The following is a 23254-nucleotide window of genomic DNA, read 5'->3' on the forward strand; positions in this document are numbered from 1 at the left end:
AGATCAAATGGAACGCGCAGCGTCCTTAACTCAGCAAACTTTTATTCACACTTATACACACAAAAAAAGACACCGGAAAACCGAGTGCCTGACTTGGTTCCTGCCCACAGCCTACGAGGTTAGCTGACGGATTCGGGCAGTACAGTATGCCCTATTTACACTTCCGATCCATCAGGATCGACTGTAAAATTCACCCCAGTAACATGGTTCCCCCGTTTTCTCACAGAAATTCGGCTTAAATGTTGTCATTACCCATATATTTCATAGGCATTGCCTCAAGATTATAATCCTTCTCTATCCAGATCACAAAACCGATTTCGCCGAAAAAACGTGAAATTGGCTTTAATTTGCGATTGGGCATCGCTTAATCACAGCTTATCTAATTTTATTAAAACTTTAAAGTGCTTTCACTCTGTTTTCATGAATATCGCTGGTCTGTTGGCGGGAACCTGTGCAGTATGATATCTTTAATGGATGTTCTTATTTACAGATTAAGGAGGAAACTCATGAATCCTATCGGGAAACCGGTCGTGCTCACGGCCAACTTCAAAAAATTAGGCTTACTGGGCGGGGTTGGCCTGATTTGCTTTTTTATCTTTCAATTGCTTATTCCCTCGCTTAGCAATCCAAGTCCGGAATCATTGATGAATGCAACGGTCATCAGCAAACAAGAAGCGATCGTACACGCCCTGGACTTTGCCCGTTCCGAGCTGGGTTATACGGAATCACAGCCAGAGAAGCCTGTCGTGACCTATCAGGCTGAAACAGATTTGTACGGTTATTTATCCAGAGAAAAACTGCTTCAAGCGTACGATCGTACATGGAAAAAAAATTATCCTTATGAAACCTTTCGGGTTGATTTGCCTGACTCCTCAGCGAAGGGCAAGCTGCAAATTCATGTGGATTTATCCACTGGGAAGGTCGTTAGCTTTAAGCGGATCACCTCCAGCACCAATTACACACAGGCTGATGTTTCTACAGATGAACAAGCACGAAGCAAGCTTGTACGTATAGCTGAGGGCGACATGACGCTTGAAGCTAAGGAACAGGCTGCAGCAAAATGGATCAAACGCTTTGGCTTTAATCCATCGGAATTGAAGCTTGCGACCACTGAGGGGGAAGGTGGATTAAAATATACCGTGGACGAAAAGAAAATCGGTGCCTCGGTCCTTACGCTGGCTTTTACCTTTGAAGATGGGGATGTTCGCTCATTTACCCAAAGCTTTTCAGCCCCTTCGTCTTATACCGACTATGTTAAAAATCAAACATACTGGGCGAATTGGATGACTTATGCGGGTTATGCCCTATTTAGCTTTGTCCTGGGCGTACTTGCCATTGTGTATGCGTCACTCACCCGACGACATACTTCATTTGTACGCGGTATTGTTCTGTCCATTGTTTATTTTATTGCTAGTATAGCTGGGACCATGAACATGCTGCCTTTATTACAAGCTGAAGCAGGCAGTAAGGGCATGCTTATATTTCTTATGGTATTCCAGGTCGGTGTTACCTTCTTCATGGCTGTAGCCCTCTACTTCTCCTTGGTTGGTGGTGACGGGCTTATGCGTCAGGTTGGACTCAATGCATGGCCACGGGCCAAAGAGCCGGGCTACGGGCTGTATGTGCTTCGCAGTATGTATGTCGGTTACTTGTGGGCCTTCATTTTACTCGGCGTACAATCCATTTTGTTCTTTGTATTGGAGCGTACATTTAATACATTCTCCACTACAGACGCAACGCAATCCCCTTACAATATGGCTTATCCATGGCTACTACCGATTATGGCCTGGATGGCAGGTATTGGAGAAGAGACTGTTTACCGTCTATTTGGTATTCCGATGGTAAAAAAAATAGTCAAAAATACGTTTGTTGCTTGTCTGATCACTACGCTTATTTGGGCACTGGGACATACGCTTTATCCAATCTATCCAGTGATTTCAAGACCTATTGAGCTGACTTTTCTTGGTTTGCTGTTTAGCTTCGTGTTCCTGCGTTACGGCTTTATCGCTGCCATGTTCAGCCACGTTATTTTTGACAGCATATTAATGGGACTTAGTGTGATCAGTTTGGGAGACACCGTGAATGTGAGCGCAGGTCTATTCTGGATCTTACTTCCGGCTATTGTAGGCTACATCATTTACTGGTTTAGTCCTAAAAAACCTAATCGAATCATGTTTGAACCCGTGAAAAAAGAGGAGCCGTATTCTACGACTCCTCCTCCCGAAGGGCAGCTATAATCTGACGAGCAAGTTTATCCCCAATAGAGAGAGGCCGGAAGTCTTCGACGCTGGCCTCTCTTATTTTTTTGAGCGATCCAAAATGCTTGAGCAGCAACTTACGCCGTTTCTCGCCGATGCCTGGAATGGAGTCCAACTGGGAAGTTACCATAGATTTGCCGCGCTGCTCGCGGTGGAACGTAATGGCAAAACGGTGAACCTCATCCTGAATCCGTTGCAGCAGATAAAATTCCTCGCTGTTGCGTGCAAGTGTTACGGCCTCAAATGTATCCCCCATCAGTAATTGGGAAGTTCTGTGTTTGGCATCTTTCACCAAACCACACACAGGAATAAACAAGCCCAACTCATTTTCCAATACATCGGTTGCCGCTTTAATTTGTCCACGCCCGCCATCGACAATGATCAAATCGGGACGCTCTAGATTTTCCTTCAGTACACGTTCATATCGGCGCCGAATAACCTCACGCATCGTTTCATAATCATCTGGTCCCTGCACAGAACGGATCTTGTATTTTCGATACTCTTTTTTGGCAGGCTTACCGTCAATAAAGACGATCATGGCCGACACTGGATCGGAACCCTGAATGTTGGAATTATCGAACGCCTCTACCCGATGCAGACTATCCAGCCCAATGGCACGTCCCAGATTGCTTGCAGCTTTGGAGGTCCGTTCCTCATCCCGCTCGATCAGTTTAAACTTTTCATCCAAAGCAACACGTGCATTTTCCGTCGCCATCCCCGTCATTTGCTTTTTCAGCCCGCGCTGCGGCACAAGTACCTTTACATCCAGCCATTCAGCCAAAGCGAGAGCTGCCGTCGTTGGGTCCTCTAATCCACCGGATAGTTGAGTTTCTGTTTCTGTTTCTGTTTCGGGTTCTTTTTCCCCGGCTGCTTGGTCACCAACTTGGGCTGGATTCGTTCCTTCTGCATAAGCTGCTCGTGCTTCGGCTACCCGCAGTGAGTCAACAGAACGGTCCAACTCCGTTTGTGCTGCTCCCTCATCTGTAATGCTGGCAGTCTCAGCTGTGATCGCACTGTAAAGTTCAGTTTCTGCTGCAATCGGTTGATCGACATCAGTCGATTTTGCTTTCATCAGCTTAGGAGAATCCGGCAACAATATTTCCTGCGGCACTGCCGGATTGTCGCTGTAATATTGCGTCACATAGGACATAAAATCACTGTAAGCTTCACCGTAGAAAGGAAAAGTCGACATATGGCGCTCGATCATTTTACCCTTGCGGACATATAAAATCTGTACACACATCCAGCCCTTATCTACCGAAAAGCCGAATACATCTCGGTCCTTCGCATCAGATGTGGTGATTTTCTGCTTTTCCATCATCGCATCGATGCTTATAATCTGATCGCGCAGCTCCTTGGCACGCTCAAAGTACAATTCCTCTGCGGCCTCCTGCATTTTACGCTGGAGGTCCTTTTTAATTTCCTCATGTCCCCCGCTCAAAAAGGAACCGATCTCCTGACTGATCTGATCATATGTTTCCTTCTCGACCTCTTTTACACAAGGTCCCAAGCATTGATGCATGTGATAATACAGACACACTTCTTTTGGCATCACACCGCACTTGCGTAACGGATACATACGATCCAGCAGCTTTTTCGTCTGATGTGCCGCGTAGGAATTGGGGTACGGTCCAAAATATTTCGCTTTATCTTTCAGAACGCGACGGGTTACCTCCAGCTTGGGGTGTGTCTCGTTCGTAATTTTCAAGTACGGAAAGGTTTTATCATCCTTCAACAGCACGTTATAACGTGGTTGGTGCTTTTTAATAAGGTTGCACTCCAGAATGAGCGCCTCCATATTGCTGCCTGTAACGATATATTCAAAATCACGAATATCAGCAACCAGTCGCTGCGTCTTGCCGTTATGGCTACCTGTAAAATAGGAACGGACCCGGTTTTTCAACACTTTGGCCTTGCCGACATAAATGATGGTGCCTTCGCTGTTCTTCATCAGGTAACATCCTGATGCATCCGGCAACAATGCTAATTTGTGCCGTATGTTCTCCAGCGCCTTCTCCTGGTTCTGCAAGTCCTCCGCATAGGATTTCATTCGCCCGGTTCCTCCTTCCATTCTTAATGACTGCTCAACTTACTACTTATATTATATAGGAATAATGCACAAAAACGCCCCCGGTATATATAACCGGAGGCATTGACTGTTCATGGCGCTCCACCAAGCCCCCGCAGGAGCATGGGTCACATTCCATGATTATTGGTGTTTAGTAAGCATGCTTTTCAATGCTTCTTTGGAGTTCAAACCTACCACTTTATCAACAGGCTGTCCGTCTTTGAAGACGATTAGGGTAGGAATACTCATCACGCCGAAACGAGAAGCAGACTCTGGATTTTCATCCACGTTCACCTTCGCGATTTTGACACTATCGCCAACTTCTGTAGACAGATCCTCCAGAATTGGAGCGATCATTTTGCAAGGACCGCACCATGGCGCCCAAAAATCAACCAAAACGGTTCCTGTGCCTTCGACTTCTGCGTTGAAGGATTGATCGGACACGTTAACAATTGCCATTGTATGTTCCTCCTTTATAGAAAAGTCAAGATTATTATAACCTGTAATGTCTGTTTCGACACCTTTTAATTATATCACAATAGTCTTTTAATTGTAAGATATCAAAAGAGCAGAAGAATGAACGCTTACCCTCGCTGATTTTTCCCCTTGACGGTAATGACATCCACAAAAGGACGAATCCGGTCCATCAAGCGTTGTCCCTTGTACATTTCCTCTCCGTCTTTGCTTGTAAAGCTAAGATGCTTCTCTAGCCCTTGCAGTGAGTAATTAGAAGTATAAAAGGTCGGTTTACGGTTCATTCGGTAATTCAAAATGGAGCCCATTACATGATCCCGTACCCATGGACTCAAATTTTCAGCACCAATATCGTCAAATACGAGCAGATCACAATTTTTAAGCATTTCGGTCGTTTCCTTAAGCTTCTGTCCATCCTGTATCATGGACTTTAAGTCCTCCACAAAATCAGGCATGTAGACAATCACACCGTTGAAACCCGACAGAGCCAACTCGTGCAACAGATAACCCATCAAAAAGGTTTTCCCCGTACCAAACGTACCTTCCAGATAGAGCCCTTTTTTTAATAAACCCTGACTTTTGGTTTCTTCAATATAGCGGAATACCTGATTTACTGCGGGCACGCGTTGCAAATCCTTGCGTGCAATCTCAACGGCATTATATCCTTCCAACAACGCGCGCTCATCCACATAAAAGCTTTTAATTCGTTGACGCACTCGTTGTTCATGCTGGGAGGCAACTAGCTTGGCGCACGGGGTCCGAATGTCCACCATTTCCGCTGTTCCATTGGGATACTCCACGCCCAGCTTGCAAAAGTGACCCTGGAAATCGTTAGGACACTGTTCCAGTCCCGGACAGTTGTCGCAATTTCGGCGATCCCGGGTATACTGAAAGAGCATACTCATATTAAGTCGCAATTGCGTTTCGTCTACATCAGGATGTGCAGCACAAAATTCCTTCACCAGCGGATCATTTAGAACCTGATCGGCTACGCTGCGAGTACGTTGGCGAAACGAAGGGTTCTGCATCTGCTGAAGCAAATCACCGAGTGATTCCAAGAATGCTCCTCCTTTCTAAAATGTGCAGAGTTATGGAGGGCGATTGACGCTTCGCTGCCGACCGCCATAAAGTCGACACATTATTGAATTGGCTTCCATTACACCTTTTTCTGTTTACCGGATTGCAGTCGTTCGGCCAGGCGAAGCAGTTCATCCAATTCCTCCTCGGATACGGATTCCTCGGAAGGCTGATCTTGTACGATCGGAATAGACGGCTTGGCAGGCCCATTGTTTTTGGCATACGTGCGGGATCTGCCCCCGGAGGAAGAAGCAGTAGACTGTTTTCCTTTTACCTTGGCTTGATCCCTTATATATTGAACGGCTTTTTCGTAAGTGTTTACCTGCTTTAGCAGCATGTTGGAGGCAACGGCCTCGACAAAGTTGCGGTTAATCCGCTGATCGCTCCCCGATACGAGCAGTGACATTAAATAATGGATCAGCACATTGATGACTTCTCCAGGCAACTTATAGCTGATATCAATCTTCTCGAATATATCCAGCAGGTTACCGGGAACCGTGCCGGGGAAAAAGGTTTGCAGCAAACGGCGATAAGGCTCGTTGCGCAGCATCATATTATATTGGTGAATGTCACACTTGGCTGTGAATTGTGGGGGAACCTCTACATAAAATTCCATTTCCACAGCCTGCTCTGCAGGCGGCTCTTCAGGTGTGGAAGTTTCCCTCTGGCGCAAGGCAACCACCTTGGCAGCCTGCACCTGCTGTTCCTCCTGACGCTTCCGTTCCTGCCTGGAGTGTTGGCTAGCCCGAAGCTGAAGCTCGTCGAGCAATAAATCGCCTGCTTCGGTAAAAATGCCGTCCTCATCCAGCAAGCGACTGATATCCTGTACAGAGAGATCAAATTTACGGACCACGTAATTGACCATACCCAGTTGCTCGTGTTCAAATCGAAGACGCTCCACGTGCTTGCGATTGGCGGATTCACGCGGAAAACGAAGAATAATATCTGCATAGTTCAATGCTTCCTCCGATTCGGACGCTAATGCTCCAGTCTGGCGGCTCGTGGATACTTCGGATAGCGCCTGTTCCAGTTCATAATCTATAACATGGGTGTTCAGCTCAAACAGCTCATAAAACGGAACCGATATATTCTCTTTATTATGGGAAGATTGCGACCATTCGCTAGATTCCCTGCTCCACAACGATTCTCTCAGAGAAAGCACTGCAAACTTACCGATTTTGTCTCTCAACAAAAGGGTAAGGTGCTGCGTTCTGAAAAATTCAGCAGGTGCGAGCGGTGGTTGCATCTCATATTCATACATATAATCGTCCGTTTCGGGCGCATACAACCTGGACGTCTGCAACAGACCGACAGCCTCCAGCTTGGAGGTCTGTTCAATCAAATACTTGCGTCCCTTCTCACTTGGCTCCAGTCCCAGTGTCAGAAAAAGTCGACGTTGCTGTTCCAACGGCGAATAACCAATCTGTCCGACTGGCACATGCTGGAACAACAGTCGATATAGACTGACCGCAAATGCGCCTACCATCGGCTGATAGACACTTCCCAGCATCAATTCATCCAGTGCGCTCAAGCCAAATTCCCGATAAACGCAGTAGCGGTGGTTCTCAGTATAGTGCAGCAGGTTTTTCATCCGCATTCCGACATTCTTCCTTTCCTGACATAACGTTCTCCAAGATGTTTTTCTATTCTATCATACTTGCCCTCGGGTGGGACCAACAAAATAAGGGCAATTGTCCTCCTTTTTGGCAGCCGTATTCGTCCGAGTTCTTCTTTTTTCGAGAATACTAACTATTTTATGACTTTTGTGACCTGCATCATGGAAAAATAATATTCTTCACACTTCTTTCATTGGTGAAAAGCTCCAAATTGAGCTACAATATAATGGTTAAACATCACGTATTGGATACAGGAACGATATACGGAAGTACACATATTTCGGCTAAGCCGATTACATTTACAGATCGTAAAGGAGTGTAGATCGTGAATCAACATCAACCTCAACAAACCCCAGCAACACCCAACGAAGTAACCTCCACACTGGAAGGCTGGTACGCGCTTCACGATTTCCGGTCCATCAACTGGACGGCATGGAAAACTGCAGACGATGAAGAGCGCGCGGGAGCACTGGACGAGCTTCAAGAGTTTATGAAGGAATGGAGCGTTACCGAGGAAGCAGGTCTGGGCAGCTCAGCTGTCTATACTATAGTCGGACAAAAGGCTGATTTTGTTATGCTGCACCTGCGTGAAACGCTGGAAGACCTCAATAAATTGGAAAATGAATTCAACAAAACAACCTTCGCCAAATATACGACCAAAACATATTCTTATGTAAGTGTGGTCGAACTGAGTAATTATTTGAGCAAGGAAGAAGATCCAATGCAAAATCCACAAATTGTCGCGCGCCTGAAGCCTGTATTAAACAAGGCACGTTATATTTGTTTCTATCCAATGAACAAGAAACGTGATCTGGATGACAACTGGTACATGCTTTCGATGGACGAGCGTCGCACCTTGATGCGCAGCCACGGTTTAATTGGACGCAGCTATGCTGGCAAAGTAAAGCAAATCATTTCAGGCTCCATCGGCTTCGACGATTGGGAGTGGGGCGTGACCCTGTTCTCCGACGACGCACTTCAATTCAAGAAGCTAATTTACGAAATGCGTTTTGATGAAGTGAGTGCCCGATACGGTGAATTCGGTTCCTTCTATATCGGCAGCGTTTTGAATGAAGAAACATTTGAAGACATGCTCAAGCTGTAAGACGCAGACATCAACTCTTTACTGAAAAAAACCGAGGATTTCGTGAACTCCCACTTTCGGGACGACGGAATCCTTTTTTTATAAGATCTAAAACTATAATAGAAGAGAAAAGGCCCCCGCACGGGCGCCTGATACAATGTATTTTTTTTATGATTGCCCAGGTAATAAACCAAGGAATAATAGCTCAGATTATTGCATCACCGGCTCCACCACTACGGATGTATTCTCACTTTTCGCCAGCTTTCTTTTCTCCAGAGCAATCAAAATAAAGATAATAAGCAGCAAACCACTTAGTAAGACCAAAAAGCCTCCCAACTCGGGAATAAAATATTTTAAGCTCCCACCTTTGAAGCCCATACCTCTCAAAAACTTGAAATGCCAGGTCAATGGGAGAATGTTACTTACATATTGCAGCGATGGAGGCAGCATTGCCACGGGCAATTGAGCACCGCTCAGTAAAAACGAAGGCAGTATAATTAGCATGAGGCGTGAGGAAGCTTTTCCAGGATTCGCAGCATTCCACCCTAAAACCATTGCAAACAAACTCAACGTAATCGTGTATAGGAAAAATGGAATACTGAGCTGCCATACATTCGCTTCAAAGCGTAATCCCCCAATTTGCTTAAGTAAACCAATGGACAGGTAAAAGGACACACATCCTACTAACGCATACGGTAACACCCTAAGAATCAAGCTATACGAATGCTGAAGCTCCTCTTTTAATCTTCCTTGCTCCCGCAATCGCGGGACGATTGTCAGTACAGTAGCACCAATCAATGAAATCATGACCGTATTAATGAATCCCATAACCGAGGTCATCAAAGTAGCATTGGTAGGATTATATAACAGGCGCTGCTGAAGCAGCATATTAGAAGTAAGCCCTGTAACCTGGCTGTCACTCATTCCCATGCCCTTTAATCCACCACCAGCCAGCATCGCATTTTCCGTCGCCATAATCTCTGTGACTGCCGAGCGTAGATTTCCAGTAGCCTGACCTACCGTATTATCCACATAAAAACCGATGTTGCTCTGAACTCCTTTGATCCTATTTTCCTCCAACCCAGCTGGGAGGTAAATCACCGCAAAAAACTTTTCATTATATAAGAGTAAATTCGGATCGGCTTCATTCTCTTGCACATGGCGTACATCAATATACTGCGATGCATCTAATTTATTAATAAGCTGTCGGCTATAACTGCTATGATCTAAATCGACTACTGCTATAGAGGCATCGTTAAGCTGATTATTTTTAAAAACAAATCCAAAGGCTAGAGCTACTATGATAGGAACGAGCAGCATAACGAAAACCATCTTACCGCTGATCAACAGCTTCCATTCTTCTATAAACGCCTTCATTTCGTCACAACCTCTACCGTCATTCCAGGTAATAATTCAGATGTGCGCTGAACATCCACCCGTACTTGGAAGGAGCTTATATCCGACAGACCTTTGTCCCGACTCATTCTCATGTTGGTATACTGAGGAGCAGAAGTGATGTACCTCACCTTGCCTTGGACATCTTTATCTAAAGCTACAACGTGCGAAGTCACATTTCCCCCAGCTTTAAACTGTGACATGGAATCCTCACCCACATAAATATCGTAGTATAGCTGACTGGTTTCGATAACGGCGCCCGTTGCCCCCGTAGAAACGATCTCTCCCATTTTAGGTACAATACGCGACACCTTACCATCTGTGGATGCCTTCAGCACCATACGTCCCCGCTGTAATTCCAAAGTTTTGAGTTGAACACTTAATGCCTGCTTTTGTTGAGCCAGAAGATCCACATTGTATTCGCTATTCTTAACATCTTTTCGTGTTTGCGAGGTTTGAGTCAAGGCTTCCTTGGCTTTTTCTGTTTTGATACGAGCCTGCTGGCGTTCCTCAGCCGTTGCGCCAGCCTCCATTTTATCCAAAGTGGTTTGCTGCTGAGCGATCCCATTTCTAGCAATGTCCGATTGTTTGCTAGCCGCTGTAATCTGGTTATTAGAAATTTCAACCTGATCCTTAGCTGTATCCAACAAGATTTGGGCATTATCCAGTTGGTTTTTGGCGTTATCCAGTTCTGCTTTGGTTCCAGCTCCGGCATCATATAACGCTTTGATACGCTTGTAATTCACATTAGCCAAGTCCAGAGCCTGTTGTCTGGATGACACTGTTTTTTGCGCGATTTCCGCATTCCTTTTGGCTGTCTCTACTCCTGTCAAAGCTGCGTCCAACGATTGCTGTGCTGCTTCAATAGCCAGCTTTTGTCTTAGAATATCCTCCGCACGTGTTCCTTGATTTAATAAGGACTCTCCTGCTTGCGCGGCTTGAATGTCCAATTGTCCCTGTTTTTCTGAAGTTGAAATTTTCTCCGACTGATTTTGCAGCCCGTCTTTAGCCTGTTTTATTTTCACATCAACCTGTGCGATATCCGTTTTTAATTTCTCGATTTGCAAATCAAGGTCTACAGGATCAAGAGTCATGATTACATCCCCTTTTTTCACCTGTTGTTCTTCCTTCACCTCAATCGTGTTTACTCTTCCCCCTACACCCTGAAAAGCAACATTCACGGTATCTGCCGTAAGCAGTGTGTTTTTTTGTTGGGCTGCCATACTCACAGCATCCTTGCCGCTCATTGCCATCAGCGTACCTCCAGTACCTAATGCGACAACAAGTAGCACGTACACAATGATCTTTTTATTCATTGCAACAAACTCTCCTTCATGATGATTTAACCAATGGTAGTTAAAAAATAATAGACAAAAAATAAATAAGGGACCTGATAGTACGACGTCTAACTATTTAAGCCAGGAAATTGATTATTCCCGTTTTATCCGCTCAAGTCCTGAGGAAAGCTTATATAATAACGTAGCAAATAGAATATGATCCTCCTGCGTAAATTCATTCATTAACTCCGAAAAAAGCTGGATGAACATCGGAATTTTTTCCGTCATTAACTGTTTTCCTTCGTCAGTCAAGGAGATCGCGGTCATACGTCGATCCGTCAGCGTACTTCTGCGGATGATGCCGTCCCGTTCCAGCTTATCAATTACGCTGGTTACTGTTGAACGAGTAACCCCTGAATATTCAGCCAGCTCTGATGGAGTCAATGCACGTTCATGTAAAAACAATGGCACTAAAATTTTCAGGTTGCCTACAGATAACCCATATTCCGAGAGTCTGGAAGACACTCCATTGTACACTTCATGTGCTGCCTGCACGAAAAGTACGAACGTATTCAACGATTGGGAGTCCACATTTGGAAACTTTTCAGTCAATAAATTTATTCTCTTGGGATCGGCATTGATTTTAAAATCAGAATTCAACGTGAAGCTCCCCCTCTATAATTAGTAACCATACTATACGTCGTCGAATAGTTATGAGTCAATATCTTTTTTTCGTTCACCTAAATAAAAAAGGTCTCCAAGCTCCATTCAAGGAGTCATGGAAACCTTCTGACGTTAGAAAAACCGCCCTTTTTTCAGTACTAGTGGAATGCCGCCAATGATGAACAGATAGCGTAGATCCACAATTTTTTTCAACTGTGCAGCCACCCAGCCTTTGATTTTGCGTTTACCTACTACGGCGACAGCTTCACCTTTTCCAAGAGATGCAACTGTACCCTTGTTGGAGAATACGAACTTGTGCAGCTCCTTTTTGCGGAGCGTAGCGGCCAGATTCTTGGCACAAAGTACTCCTTGCTGCATTGCAATTTGGGCAGTCGGTGGATAAGGGCGGCCTTCCGGATTAAACATCAGGGAACTGTCCCCGATAATGAAAATATCATCATGACCCGGTGCACGCAGAAAATCGTCGATTTTCACCCTTCCACGCATCACTTCGAATCCGGCTTTCTCGATCAATCCGTTTCCACGGATTCCGCCTGTCCAGACGACCGTGCAGGCTTCAATTTTCTCACCCTCACCGACGATTACACCATCCTGCTGGCATTCCTTAATCGGGACTCCAATACGGAAGTTAACCCCTTTACGCTTGAGGACATCCATCGCATATTCCACCAGCTCAGGATCAAACCCTGGTAATGCTGTAGGAGCTGCCTCGACGTTAATGATTTGAATTCGGTTAAAATCGATGTCGTAAGCTTTAGCCAGCTGTGGCAGACGATCTGCCAACTCCGCTACAAACTCAATGCCACTAAAACCAGCGCCCCCTACGACGAAATTTAGGCGCCCTGGCTTACCGTCATTTTTGTACAGGGCGAGCTGGTATTCAATATGCTCTCGAATCAGGCGCACAGAGTTAATACTACGAATCGTCAGTGCGAATTGATCCATCCCTGGAATTCCGAATGTTTCCGGCTCGCCACCTAATCCGATGACCAAATAATCGTAGGATAGCGAGCCATCCTCCAGCACGACTTTTTTCTCATTTGGTATGATTTCCTTCACTGTTCCTTTGACTAAATCCACCTTGAACTCATCGATTAGCTGCGCAATCGGAATCCTCGAATGCTCAATCGTATCCGTGCCTGCCGCAGGCATGTGAAGATGTGTCGTAATATAGTGGTAATCATGACGGTTGATTAGCGTGACAGTTGCCTCATTGTGCTTGAGCTCCTTTTGCAATTGCTGAGCCGTCAATATACCGCCATATCCGGCGCCCACAATGACAATTTTGGGAATACTGCTCATGCTTCTACCCCTTCCGATATACATAATCATTCAATATTCACAGCTTTTCTCTTAACACGGTTAACTTATACTCACCGGAAAGTCTTCATCAAATATTAATCGCTTTAACTTTGCAAGAAGAACCCAGCAGTTTATAATGATAAGCAGTGAATCATACGTTCGGCGGCTATCTGAACCTCTATGCGGCTGATTCAATATCTACAATTCATACTATCCCTTTCGGAGGTGTTTTTAGAGTGACAGCTCAATCCACAGGTGCGGAGATCCGCGATCTGATCATAATTGGAGGCGGTCCAGCCGGTATTTTCGCCGCTTTTTACGGAGGAATGCGTCAGGCATCCGTCACCTTAATTGAAAGTATGCCCCAACTGGGCGGCCAGCTTGCAGCCCTTTATCCTGAAAAATATATTTATGACGTTGCTGGCTTTCCTAAAGTGACTGCACAGGAACTGGTCAACAATTTGGTTCAACAAATGAACCATTTTAATCCAGAGGTGCAGCTAGAAGAGAAAGTCGTATCGTTAGAGAAGAAAGAAGAACGCCACTTCATCGTCAAAACAGACAAAGGTGGCGAGTATCATGGTAAAGCGGTTATCATTACCGCTGGCGTGGGTGCTTTCGAGCCACGCAGACTGGAGCTTCCAGGTGCCGATCGTTTTGAAAAAACGAACCTGCATTACTTTGTCAGCGACCTGAGCAAATTTGCAGGTCGTAAGGTGCTAATCAGTGGCGGCGGTGACTCTGCTGTAGACTGGGCCCTTATGCTGGAACCGATTGCAGAACAGGTTACATTGATTCACCGCCGTGACAAATTCCGCGCGCATGAACACAGTGTCGAGAACCTCCTCGCTTCCAAAGTAAACGTGATTACACCAACGGAAATTGCAGAATTGCATGGGGAAGATACGATTACAAAGGTCACTCTTGCTCATGTAAAAACCAAAGAAACTCAGGAAATCGAAGTGGACGATGTCATCGTTAACTTTGGATTTGTATCCACACTTGGCCCAATTGCTGAATGGGGAATTGAAATCGAAAGTAACTCCATCGTGGTCGATTCTCGTCAGGAGACGAATATTCCTGGCATTTTCGCTGCAGGAGACATCACTACCTATCCAGGCAAGCTCAAGCTGATCGCGGTTGGTTTTGGTGAAGCTCCTACAGCAGTCAACAACGCCAAGGTCTATGTAGATCCAGACGCCAAGTTGTCTCCCGGACACAGCAGTAACATGAAATTGTAGTTAATTTAGACTATGACAAAAAAGGGTATTTTACTCCAGATTTGAACCTTTGGAGTGAAATACCCTTTTTCACGGTGTGCCTATTCGTTGCAGTGATTGTCCGTAAAGTCATCCGAACCCTGAATGACTTTACAGTCGCAGTACGAGAGCTTGTCCGGTCTAATGAAGGACTACGGCTGTATTCATCTCTAGATTTCTTTTGTGAATTTCAGCCAGCAACAGTGCAATGAAGTCACATTCAAGTTTAAGCTCGATTGCCATCTGATAGGAATCCAAAAGCATTTCATCCGTCAGCATAGCCATCCTCGACACAACCTTTCCTTTTATTTCAAAATCTATTCTATCAAAATACCAAAAACGGAACAAGCGTTCTATTATCCACAGTCAATTGTGGAAATCCTGTGTATAAATTGTTGGTAAGTGTCGTTAACCCTTATATGTGACAGGGGATAATGTGGACAATATTTATACACAGAATTTTGGCGATTAAACGCAAAAAAAAATTTTTTTATGTTTATACAAATATATTATATTTAGCATCTTGTTAATAGATTATAATGGAAACTTTTTGAAGAAAACCTGAATTTATTGAGGTCTTGTGTTTACCTCTAAAATCCATACCCGTCCATTCCAATCAAGCCCGTAATCAAATCCCAGTTGTCCGATCCCGGGAAATCTTCTTTCAAGTATAGGAATACAGTGCTGTGTAAGTTCAACGATCTCCCGCCGCTTTCGTCTAGCTAGCCGTCGCGGATATATCATTCGAAGTGCCTCTGTTCCCTTCAGCAAAGTTCCTCCTTTGCACAGATTCGTTATGACCAGTCCGGGACGAGCATGACGCGCCACCACTGCACGAAACTCCCATTTTTCCCCTTCCTTTACGACTTTGACTCGATAGTCAACAGGTCTACCTTGGATACTTGCTAGTTGAATACCTTGCTGAATGAGATACGGACGTTGGATTCGGAGCTTACTGATTCCGGCCACAAGCGCTCTAAAATGGCTGAACCGATATGTTTGTTCCATACGCGTACAGGTGTAGCCGTTCCCCTCCTTTGCCACGCGCATGACTCCGACACCTCCGCCTCCTCTTACGGGTTTTATAAATACAAAAGCATGCCGCCGTAGCATTATGCGCAATTGTTCTTCACTATATAGACAGGTTTCCGGTATATAAACGGCGGTATGTGGATGATGGAGGAGCGCCTTCGTCTTTAGCCATTTGCTTGCAAGTTGTCTCATCTAATTCTCTCCTTTCGCCGTCAGCTATACTTATACATACTCAATAGAGGTGTGCTATTCTTGGGTGATTGTCAGGATCATGTGTCTATTTCGACAAGATCATGACGAACGGTAGCATGCACCGGACAACACTGGTACAATGACAATAATCTGAATACCATTTAGAACGGAGCAGTTAAATTTGCTGCAAATTGTTTCTTTCAACAAGGAGGTCAACTCATGAATAGCAAAATTGGCATCATGGACATTGGCTCAAACTCCATACGTCTCGTGATCTATGAAATGACAGAGACAGGTGCTTATCGAATTGTGCAGGAATGCAAAGAAGCTGCCCGACTGAGCGAAAAGGTTGGGGCCAACGGCCGTATGGAACGAGAAGCAATCCGCAGCATCGCTCCATTGCTACGCCAATTTATGGAAGTTTGCCGTATGCACGGGGTTGTTCGTATGCGTGCAGCAGCAACAGCGGCCATCCGCAATGCGGCCAATTCGGACGAAATTGTTCAATGGATTGCGGAAGAGACAAATTTAACATTGGAAATCCTGAGTGGGGAGCAAGAGGGCTATGCCGGTTTTCTAGGCGTAGTGAATACAATGAATGTGAGTGACGGCATTATTATTGACATCGGGGGCGGCAGTACCGAAATTACGCTGTTCCGGGATCGAACACGGCTGCATACAGTTTCATTTCCCTTTGGCGCAGTCAATATGAATTGGCGCTTTGGACGTGAGGTCAAGAATGGCGAATGGTCTACTGGACAGATTGAAGAAATGGAGAGCTTTGTCCGTTCTTCACTGCAAAACCATGATTGGATCTTCTCCAATCCGGGTCTGCCGTTTATCGGGCTGGGTGGAACCCTCCGTACTTTGGCTAAAATCAATCAGAAACGGCGGGATTACTCGCTTCCTGTGACACACCATTACGAAATGACAATAGAAGATGTCGATTATTTTTATAGCAGTCTGCCTCATCTCCCCTATGAAAAACGCAAAAAAACAGCCGGCCTGTCCAAAGACAGAGCCGACATTATCGTACCGGGTCTCATTATATTGAAAACGATCTTTGAAGCTGCTCAAGGCTCCGCGTATTTGGTCAGTGGAGCGGGTCTGCGAGACGGCCTGTTTCATGAGCTAGTCAACGCTGAACAGCCTGTGGTGGCTAATCCGCTCATCGCGTCCATTCGCAATATTCTGTCGTTTGCTGTCCCGGTTAGCGAAGCGCATGTCAAGCGGGTTAACGAGTACGCCGTCCGACTCTATGACACTTTAGCTGAGGGACCCTCAATCGCTATGGACAAACGCTTGTTACTGACCGCAGCAACTCTTTACAAAACAGGCGCAGCCTTGAATTACTATCACTTCCGCCAGCATTCCGTGTTCTGGATCTTGCACGCAGGCATTGGCGGCTTATCTCACCGGGAAACAGTGCTAGCCGCGCTGATCGCTGATTACCACCCCAAAAACCGGACCCCCCGCTTGCTGCGCACACATGCAGATATTTTGGAGCCTTCCGACGAAGAACGTGTACACCGGCTCGGCTCGCTGCTCCAGCTAGCAATCGGTATGGATCGTAGCGAATCTGGCATCATCTCTGGCATCCATCCCACGACAGGAGACGATGCGCTGCATATTCGCCTGGAAAGCAAGAGTGAACCGATTCTGGAGCAACGGGAGCTGGTGGCTGTCGCAAAAGATTTTCAAAAGGCCTGGAATCTTACGTTGTCGTGGTCCATTCTTCCTTCTTCCAGTTTTTAACCTTCATTGCTTCGAATTGGCTCCTGATGGGAGCCTCTTCGTTGTTTCTGGCTACAAATTGATAGCTGCCATTCGGCAGAAGCTGGCGTGCTTTTACATTATCCTTCAAGGATAAACGTAAAATATCCACTAGCATTTCTTTGATTCGGTCGTCATAAATTGGGCACATCAGCTCAATCCGGCGAGTCAGATTGCGAGTCATCCAATCCGCGCTGGACAAGAATAGCTCCGAATGACCTGCATTTTCAAAGTAAAACAGTCTGGAATGCTCTAGGAAACGGTCGACAATACTGATAACCCGAATGTTCTCGCTAAAGCCCTCCACTCCAGGGCGTAAACAGCAGACCCCTCGAATGATTAAATCAATCTTCACACCTGCTTGAGAAGCCGCATATAGTTCATCAATCATTTCCTGATTGGATAAAGAATTAATTTTAGCAATAATACGGGCTGGCTTGCCTGCAAGTGCTTGCTCCGCTTCCCTGCGGATCAGGTCGAACAGCTTATTTTTCATTCCCGTCGGAGCTACGGTGAAAGCTTGCGGGGTCTTGAGCGCCGAGAAGCCCGTGATTTCATTAAACAGCTCAGAGGCATCCTCACCCAGCACCGGATCCGCTGTGAATAACCCGATATCCGTATATACACGTGCCGTACTTTCATTATAGTTGCCAGTTCCCACATGCACGTACCGTTTGAGCACATTACGTTCATGACGTACTATTAGAATAATTTTGGCGTGTGTTTTCAAGCCGACCAACCCGTATACTACATGACAGCCAGCTTTTTCAAGCGTACGCGCCCAAGCAATATTACGTTCTTCGTCAAAACGCGCCTTCAGTTCGACCACTACGGTCACCTGCTTACCCGATTCGGCTGCACGTGCCAGAGCCGGAATGAGCTTCGATTCTCCATTGACACGGTACAGGGTCATCTTAATGGCCATTACATCCGGGTCCTCTGATGCCTCAATGATAAAATCAGTTACCGCATCGAACGATTCATACGGATGGTACACGAGCACGTCCCGTTTGCGAAGTACGTTAAAGATATCCTCTTGCGGAGGCAGTTCTTCCGGATACAATGGTTTGATTGCCGGAAATTTCAGATGCGAATACCCCTCCAAATGATCGGCAAAAGACGACAAAAACGTCAGATCTAACGGCCCGTCGATCTCAAATACATGATCGAACAGCTTGAATTCGCGTTGAAGTTCCATCAGGGCAAAGGGATTAATCCCTTTTTCCACTTCCAGTCTGACCGGTGCTCCCCGCCGTCTTCGACGCAGTTCTTTTTCAATCTCTTCGAGCAAATCTTCGATCTCTTCTTCATTAATGGACAAATCAGAGTTACGCGTAACCCGAAAGGCATGAACCGCCTCGGGGATATATCCAGAAAACAACGTTTGTATATGATGCTTAATCAGTTCCTCAATTAAAATAAATGATTTCTTCTTGCTATTGGAACGTAACGGCACCGAAACGACACGCGGAATATTGGAAGGCACCTGCACAATGGCAAAAAGCGGCTTATCCTCCTCCGTATCTCCTGGACGTTTCAAGACAACTGCCAAATATACGTATTTATTATGAACCAGTGGAAAAGGACGGCTTTGATCGACCGCCATCGGTGTAAGCACCGGAAATATAATTTCATGAAAATATGCATCCAGCGACTTGCGCTGTGTCGTATTTAAATCATTATATTCAAGCAGCAAAAGACCTTTTTTCGTCAATAGGCGAGAAATATCACGATAGGTCCGGTATTGCTCGGATACCATGGAGACGGTACGCTTGATCAGGCGCTTGTACAAACCGGAAGGGGTATAACCCGTAAAATCCTTTTGCATAAAACCCGCCTTGATCTTCTCGCGCGTCTCTGCAACACGAACAGCCATAAACTCATCCAAATTGCTGGACACAATTGCTAAGAATTTGGCTCTCTCCAGCAACGGTGTATCTGCATCCTGAGCCTCCTGGAGCACACGACGATTAAATTCAATCCAGCTTAAATCTCGGTTAAAGTAACGTTCTGACCCGGCTTTATCCTTCTTCTGACTCTCTATCAACATATGGCCTCCATCAATTTCATGCAGTATAGTTACCCTTTATTGTACTATTAGATGAAACGCACTAGCATCACAGAAGTGTAAACGCAATGTAAAATGTGTGTAAACACACAATGGATGTTGAAAAGGTCAAACGGATGCTTTACAAAAATAGCATTAAGCGGTACAGTGTTTACGTTTGTTTCATAGAGTAGAATGACGAACCGTACCTTTTTCAGTTGATTAAGTTCATTAAGATGTGTAGTAGCCACGTTCAATTGCTGATTTTCAAATGGCATGATATAGGGAGGATTTACATTATGGAACCCAAGAAAACGCCACGCGTACTGCAAAAAAACATCGAATTTTTTACCGCGGCGCTGTCTCAACACCTCGTTTCGGTCTGGCAAGAGGACCCTGCGGGCGTATACTGTGAGATAGGCTGTGGTTATATCGAATTGTTCAGTAGCGAGATGATTCGGGTGCGCAATCAGGATGGGACCCCAAGCCATTATGACCGCAATATCACCATGTTTCAGCTAATCACGAAGGATCAGCCGATATAATTATTATATGCTATGTCTGCGCTGTTCTTCCAGATTAGAATGGTTATATGTTTAATCTACCAATTTTCATATCTGTTGAATCTTGCAGTTTTCTCCGAAAAGCGCCATAGAGCGCTTTTTTTGTCGACTTTTTTTGAACATCGTTTGGAAAAGCAGTATGATAAGAAAGCATATTACCTAAATTTAAAGGGGAATCAACCGATGGAGCATACAACATCAGATGGGCGCATCCTGGTCATGACCGCGGTTGAAGGCGAACGAGAGGCTGTGCTGCGCGGCCTGAAAGGCGACACTCGCTTTGTGGTCGAGCTGGCCGGTGTAGGCGCTCCGTCCGCAGCGGCTTCAACCGCGCTGGCACTGGCCACTGGCGGCTACCGTCTGGTCATTAGCGCTGGAATTGGAGGCGGCTTCGTGAAGGTCGCTGCACTGGAGAGCGTCGTCGTTGCTGACGCGATTATTGCCGCCGACTTAGGGGCAGAGACGGCAGAGGGCTTCAGCAGCGTGGACGAGCTGGGTTTTGGCTCCAGCCGCATTGTCGTGAACGCTGCCACCGCGCAGCGATTCGTTCAGGCGTTGCGTGACGCTGGCCAGACGGCCGTCGCCGGACCGATCCTGACCGTCTCGACGGCCACCGGCACAGCGGCTACAGCGGAACGCCTAGCCAAACGCGTTCCCGGAGCTGCTGCCGAAGCGATGGAGGGTTACGGCGTAGCCGTGGCGGCCAACAGGTTCGAGCTGCCGATGATGGAGATTCGCACGATTTCCAATGCTGTTGGTCCACGTGACCGTGCATCCTGGCGAATCAAAGAGGCTTTGCAAGCGCTGGAAGCCGCATTTTCTACATTAACGGAGGTTATATAGATGCAAATTGCTTTTTCACCTTGTCCTAACGACACTTTTGTCTTCCATGCCTTGGCGCATGGATTGATTCCGGGCGCACCCGCGCTGGACATTACATTCGCCGATATCGACATCACCAACAATCTGGCGATCACACCAGACGGACTTGATATCATGAAAATTTCGTACGCTGCACTTCCTTGGGTGCTGGATGAATACGCCCTGCTGCCTTGTGGTGGTGCACTGGGCCGGGGCTGTGGACCGCTCGTGCTGACTAAGGAAGGTTCCACCGTCGAAGGTCCGGAAGCCCTATCCGGCAAGCGTGTAGCTGTTCCAAGTGAACGTTCCACCGCTTATCTGCTGTTCCGTCTATGGGCGGCCAAGCATGTGCCTGGAGGTGTCGGCGAGATCGTCGTGATGCCGTTCGACCAAATTATGCCTGCTGTCCGTGACGGAGAGATAGATGCAGGATTGGTGATTCATGAAGCACGCTTCACATATCCGTCCTATGGACTTAGCAAGCAAGTTGACCTAGGGAACTGGTGGGAAGAAGATACAGGGCTGCCAATCCCGCTCGGAGCTATTATTGCCCGTCGTACACTGGATCTGGATGCGATCACCAACTGGATACGTGCCTCTGTCGAATATGCTTGGAAACATCCCGAAGCTTCGCGTGAATATGTATTGTCTCATGCGCAAGAGCTATCACCCGATGTCGCCCAATCGCATATCGACCTGTACGTGAACGATTTTACCGCCAATTTGGGCGACAGCGGTTATGCCGCCATTGAAACCTTACTCGGTCGCGCTGCGCAGGAAGGGCTGGTGCCTCCGTTTGATTTAGCCAAACTGCGCCTTACGTCCACAACAACACGCTAAAAGGTGCAGACATGCCATGCATGTTATCTCCTAAATAGAGCAGCTTAAGCATATAAAACCTCCCGAACGAGCACATTGCCTAGCCATGCGCCCCATTCGGGAGGTTTTATGATTTCATAATGCAAATTCTCATTGGGTCTCGCTTATTCTTAGCTCTGTTCTTGCTCCACGACCTCGGTCTTAAACACGTTATCCAGTTTGGTACCCAATCGTTTGACCAGCGGCACCTTGATATCCCGACTCAGCTCTTTGAAAAAAGCGTCCATGTCACAATTAATCTTATCCAGCACGACCTTCACGGTGCCCTCTTCCAAAATCTGCTCGTTCAGATCCTCAGGTACCGTAACCGAGATATCATACTTCTTGCATAACGTTTTAATGTAGCGGCTAAAGATTTCGATAAGCTCCTCATTGTTGAACTTCTCAACTGCAACTTGCCCTTTGTTCGTAAATTTCAAATTCACTCTCACGTTAGCATTTCCCCTTTTCCTTTTGACCATTTATTTTGGATAAACGTTGAACCATTCAGAGGCTCTTCAAAGAAAGGGCCTTACCGGTCGTTTTAGACTCTTGTCCTTTGATATACTAAGTATAACACATTAAGTCCGTTTTCATTTCCCAACTTGTCGTTTTATGATAAAAAATGATACATTTTGCGCATTTTCAGCATAATTTCTTTCTTTTCATGCCAATCATTAGGAATAGTTTATACACAAATACACAAGAAAACGCCTATCTCGCAAAAGAAAGACGTCTCCGTGTAGATGCTTAAGCAGTATGCATTTATAAAGGCTTCGTACATTCCCAACCGTGTGAACGATACTCACGCACAGCATCTCGTATATCCTCAATATCATCTGTATGCAGCAAAATCGCAGGTAGAATTACCCAGTACTCATTCTCCGCTAGATCAATAAATACGTCCTCGACATCATAATATTGCATATCGCCAAATGCCGTATCCCTGATTTTCTGTCCAACCAAAGGTGTAAAAGGGGAATCAAATGTTTTCATCACCTTCGTATATTCCTTCACACCCGTTGCCGAGATTTGCTGTGAAATAATGACACTCAATGGTGTTACCTCCCTGACCTAATAATGCTCATTATAACCTTCTCTCAGACCTTCTACAAAACCATGCGCGAAAAAAATCATAAAAATCAATAGGCCAATGCCAATGGCAACGGAGCTGATGACGATAATCAGGATGCCTTGCGTGTTTCTTTGTTCCATCTTTCTAGTCAAAATTCCGAAAACAAGACCTATAAGTCCAAACAAGCCTCCAATGACAAAAAAACTAAATACGAACCCCAAACCTGAAAAAATCCAACCAAATAGAGCGAGCACCCAGCCCTGCGGCTGCGGCTCACTCTGTTTCATCTGCCAGCGTTCCCTCGCTGTAGGTGTGTACCTGTCCATATCCTAGCTCCCCCGCTCAATTTGTATACTTAA

Annotated in this window: 21 protein-coding genes and 1 riboswitch; of the genes, 7 read left to right on the forward strand and 14 right to left on the reverse strand. The window is 45.9% G+C overall.

What is annotated here, in order from left to right; all coding sequences use genetic code 11:
- Nucleotides 1–93: 93 nt before the first annotated feature.
- A riboswitch (cyclic di-AMP (ydaO/yuaA leader) is annotated at nucleotides 94–246 on the reverse strand.
- 260 nt (nucleotides 247–506) lie between these two features.
- Nucleotides 507–2237 (forward strand): CPBP family intramembrane glutamic endopeptidase, encoded by a 1731-nt coding sequence (locus tag ACUC6J_RS19755; RefSeq protein ID WP_447249321.1) that lies wholly within the window; start codon nucleotides 507–509, stop codon nucleotides 2235–2237.
- Here the strand turns inward: ACUC6J_RS19755 and uvrC are convergent.
- The 4 genes from uvrC to ACUC6J_RS19775 form a co-directional block, all read right to left on the reverse strand.
- Nucleotides 2206–4308, reverse strand: a complete 2103-nt coding sequence (gene uvrC, locus ACUC6J_RS19760; RefSeq protein ID WP_447249322.1) for an excinuclease ABC subunit UvrC — start codon at nucleotides 4306–4308, stop codon at nucleotides 2206–2208. The genes ACUC6J_RS19755 and uvrC overlap by 32 nt on opposite strands.
- A 159-nt stretch (nucleotides 4309–4467) precedes the next feature.
- Entirely contained in the window at nucleotides 4468–4785 is a 318-nt protein-coding gene (gene trxA, locus ACUC6J_RS19765) for a thioredoxin (protein ID WP_010347861.1), read from the reverse strand.
- A 125-nt stretch (nucleotides 4786–4910) separates the two neighbouring features.
- The gene (gene dnaI / locus ACUC6J_RS19770; protein WP_016820033.1) at nucleotides 4911–5858 is read right to left on the reverse strand and encodes a primosomal protein DnaI; all 948 of its coding nucleotides are present in this window, start codon (nucleotides 5856–5858) and stop codon (nucleotides 4911–4913) included.
- Nucleotides 5859–5956: 98 nt separating this feature from the next.
- Complete coding sequence (locus tag ACUC6J_RS19775) at nucleotides 5957–7474, reverse strand: DnaD domain protein (RefSeq protein ID WP_013372881.1); 1518 nt, start codon at nucleotides 7472–7474, stop codon at nucleotides 5957–5959.
- A gap of 344 nt (nucleotides 7475–7818) precedes the next feature.
- Between ACUC6J_RS19775 and hemQ the strand changes: the two genes are divergently transcribed.
- Entirely contained in the window at nucleotides 7819–8598 is a 780-nt protein-coding gene (gene hemQ, locus ACUC6J_RS19780; protein WP_447249323.1) for a hydrogen peroxide-dependent heme synthase, read from the forward strand.
- Between the two features lie 189 nt (nucleotides 8599–8787).
- On the opposite strand, the gene ACUC6J_RS19785 is transcribed toward hemQ, so the two are convergent.
- From ACUC6J_RS19785 to ACUC6J_RS19800, 4 genes are all read right to left on the reverse strand, one after another.
- Nucleotides 8788–9954, reverse strand: a complete 1167-nt coding sequence (locus ACUC6J_RS19785) for an ABC transporter permease (protein ID WP_031462159.1) — start codon at nucleotides 9952–9954, stop codon at nucleotides 8788–8790.
- Complete coding sequence (locus tag ACUC6J_RS19790; protein WP_447249324.1) at nucleotides 9951–11288, reverse strand: HlyD family secretion protein; 1338 nt, start codon at nucleotides 11286–11288, stop codon at nucleotides 9951–9953. Before ACUC6J_RS19790 ends, ACUC6J_RS19785 begins: the two co-directional genes overlap by 4 nt.
- Nucleotides 11289–11402: 114 nt before the next feature.
- Nucleotides 11403–11909 carry a MarR family winged helix-turn-helix transcriptional regulator gene (locus ACUC6J_RS19795; RefSeq protein WP_016820028.1) on the reverse strand — a complete coding sequence of 169 codons (507 nt, stop codon included), beginning with the start codon at nucleotides 11907–11909 and terminating at the stop codon, nucleotides 11403–11405.
- A 135-nt stretch (nucleotides 11910–12044) separates the two neighbouring features.
- Nucleotides 12045–13235, reverse strand: coding sequence for an NAD(P)/FAD-dependent oxidoreductase (locus ACUC6J_RS19800; RefSeq protein WP_025365756.1), 1191 nt, complete (start codon nucleotides 13233–13235; stop codon nucleotides 12045–12047).
- Nucleotides 13236–13471: 236 nt separating this feature from the next.
- On the opposite strand from ACUC6J_RS19800, the gene ACUC6J_RS19805 reads away from it, so the two are divergent.
- Nucleotides 13472–14476: an NAD(P)/FAD-dependent oxidoreductase gene (locus tag ACUC6J_RS19805; protein WP_016820026.1), complete on the forward strand. Its 1005-nt coding sequence runs from the start codon at nucleotides 13472–13474 to the stop codon at nucleotides 14474–14476.
- Between the two features lie 159 nt (nucleotides 14477–14635).
- Here ACUC6J_RS19805 and sda read toward each other — a convergent pair whose 3' ends face one another.
- On the reverse strand, nucleotides 14636–14779 hold the full coding sequence (gene sda, locus ACUC6J_RS19810; protein ID WP_007431918.1) for a sporulation histidine kinase inhibitor Sda: 144 nt from the start codon (nucleotides 14777–14779) through the stop codon (nucleotides 14636–14638).
- Between the two features lie 282 nt (nucleotides 14780–15061).
- Entirely contained in the window at nucleotides 15062–15718 is a 657-nt protein-coding gene (locus ACUC6J_RS19815) for a YheC/YheD family protein (protein ID WP_016820025.1), read from the reverse strand.
- A gap of 219 nt (nucleotides 15719–15937) precedes the next feature.
- On the opposite strand from ACUC6J_RS19815, the gene ACUC6J_RS19820 reads away from it, so the two are divergent.
- Nucleotides 15938–17473: a Ppx/GppA phosphatase family protein gene (locus ACUC6J_RS19820; protein ID WP_447249325.1), complete on the forward strand. Its 1536-nt coding sequence runs from the start codon at nucleotides 15938–15940 to the stop codon at nucleotides 17471–17473.
- On the opposite strand, the gene ppk1 is transcribed toward ACUC6J_RS19820, so the two are convergent.
- Nucleotides 17433–19541 (reverse strand): polyphosphate kinase 1, encoded by a 2109-nt coding sequence (gene ppk1 / locus ACUC6J_RS19825; protein ID WP_016820023.1) that lies wholly within the window; start codon nucleotides 19539–19541, stop codon nucleotides 17433–17435. The genes ACUC6J_RS19820 and ppk1 overlap by 41 nt on opposite strands.
- Before the next feature lie 296 nt (nucleotides 19542–19837).
- Here ppk1 and ACUC6J_RS19830 point away from each other — a divergent pair, with 296 nt between their 5' ends.
- The 3 genes from ACUC6J_RS19830 (at nucleotide 19838) to ACUC6J_RS19840 (ending at nucleotide 21802) form a co-directional block, all read left to right on the forward strand.
- Nucleotides 19838–20083: a hypothetical protein gene (locus tag ACUC6J_RS19830; RefSeq protein WP_016820022.1), complete on the forward strand. Its 246-nt coding sequence runs from the start codon at nucleotides 19838–19840 to the stop codon at nucleotides 20081–20083.
- Between the two features lie 201 nt (nucleotides 20084–20284).
- A complete protein-coding gene (locus ACUC6J_RS19835; RefSeq protein WP_447250310.1) occupies nucleotides 20285–20944 on the forward strand; it encodes a futalosine hydrolase in 660 nt (219 codons plus the stop codon).
- Nucleotides 20945–21802 carry a 1,4-dihydroxy-6-naphthoate synthase gene (locus ACUC6J_RS19840; protein ID WP_447249326.1) on the forward strand — a complete coding sequence of 286 codons (858 nt, stop codon included), beginning with the start codon at nucleotides 20945–20947 and terminating at the stop codon, nucleotides 21800–21802.
- A 149-nt stretch (nucleotides 21803–21951) separates the two neighbouring features.
- Here the strand turns inward: ACUC6J_RS19840 and ACUC6J_RS19845 are convergent, their stop codons facing one another.
- The 3 genes from ACUC6J_RS19845 to ACUC6J_RS19855 form a co-directional block, all read right to left on the reverse strand.
- Entirely contained in the window at nucleotides 21952–22272 is a 321-nt protein-coding gene (locus ACUC6J_RS19845; protein WP_013372898.1) for a hypothetical protein, read from the reverse strand.
- 313 nt (nucleotides 22273–22585) lie between these two features.
- Complete coding sequence (locus tag ACUC6J_RS19850; protein WP_019688524.1) at nucleotides 22586–22876, reverse strand: hypothetical protein; 291 nt, start codon at nucleotides 22874–22876, stop codon at nucleotides 22586–22588.
- Between the two features lie 18 nt (nucleotides 22877–22894).
- Entirely contained in the window at nucleotides 22895–23221 is a 327-nt protein-coding gene (locus tag ACUC6J_RS19855; protein WP_016820018.1) for a hypothetical protein, read from the reverse strand.
- Nucleotides 23222–23254 lie beyond the last annotated feature (33 nt).

The organism is Paenibacillus sp. JJ1683 (genome assembly GCF_053006485.1).

What these genes read in the sequence shown, in the direction of transcription:
- ACUC6J_RS19755 (WP_447249321.1), top strand. Translation starts at nt 507, where the DNA reads ATGAATCCTATCGGGAAACCGGTCGTGCTCACGGCCAACTTCAAAAAA.
- uvrC (WP_447249322.1), bottom strand. Translation starts at nt 4,308, where the DNA reads ATGAAATCCTATGCGGAGGACTTGCAGAACCAGGAGAAGGCGCTGGAG.
- trxA (WP_010347861.1), bottom strand. Translation starts at nt 4,785, where the DNA reads ATGGCAATTGTTAACGTGTCCGATCAATCCTTCAACGCAGAAGTCGAA.
- ACUC6J_RS19775 (WP_013372881.1), bottom strand. Translation starts at nt 7,474, where the DNA reads ATGCGGATGAAAAACCTGCTGCACTATACTGAGAACCACCGCTACTGC.
- ACUC6J_RS19785 (WP_031462159.1), bottom strand. Translation starts at nt 9,954, where the DNA reads ATGAAGGCGTTTATAGAAGAATGGAAGCTGTTGATCAGCGGTAAGATG.
- ACUC6J_RS19790 (WP_447249324.1), bottom strand. Translation starts at nt 11,288, where the DNA reads ATGAATAAAAAGATCATTGTGTACGTGCTACTTGTTGTCGCATTAGGT.
- ACUC6J_RS19800 (WP_025365756.1), bottom strand. Translation starts at nt 13,235, where the DNA reads ATGAGCAGTATTCCCAAAATTGTCATTGTGGGCGCCGGATATGGCGGT.
- sda (WP_007431918.1), bottom strand. Translation starts at nt 14,779, where the DNA reads ATGGCTATGCTGACGGATGAAATGCTTTTGGATTCCTATCAGATGGCA.
- ACUC6J_RS19815 (WP_016820025.1), bottom strand. Translation starts at nt 15,718, where the DNA reads ATGAGACAACTTGCAAGCAAATGGCTAAAGACGAAGGCGCTCCTCCAT.
- ACUC6J_RS19820 (WP_447249325.1), top strand. Translation starts at nt 15,938, where the DNA reads ATGAATAGCAAAATTGGCATCATGGACATTGGCTCAAACTCCATACGT.
- ppk1 (WP_016820023.1), bottom strand. Translation starts at nt 19,541, where the DNA reads ATGTTGATAGAGAGTCAGAAGAAGGATAAAGCCGGGTCAGAACGTTAC.
- ACUC6J_RS19830 (WP_016820022.1), top strand. Translation starts at nt 19,838, where the DNA reads ATGGAACCCAAGAAAACGCCACGCGTACTGCAAAAAAACATCGAATTT.
- ACUC6J_RS19835 (WP_447250310.1), top strand. Translation starts at nt 20,285, where the DNA reads ATGGAGCATACAACATCAGATGGGCGCATCCTGGTCATGACCGCGGTT.
- ACUC6J_RS19840 (WP_447249326.1), top strand. Translation starts at nt 20,945, where the DNA reads ATGCAAATTGCTTTTTCACCTTGTCCTAACGACACTTTTGTCTTCCAT.
- ACUC6J_RS19855 (WP_016820018.1), bottom strand. Translation starts at nt 23,221, where the DNA reads ATGGACAGGTACACACCTACAGCGAGGGAACGCTGGCAGATGAAACAG.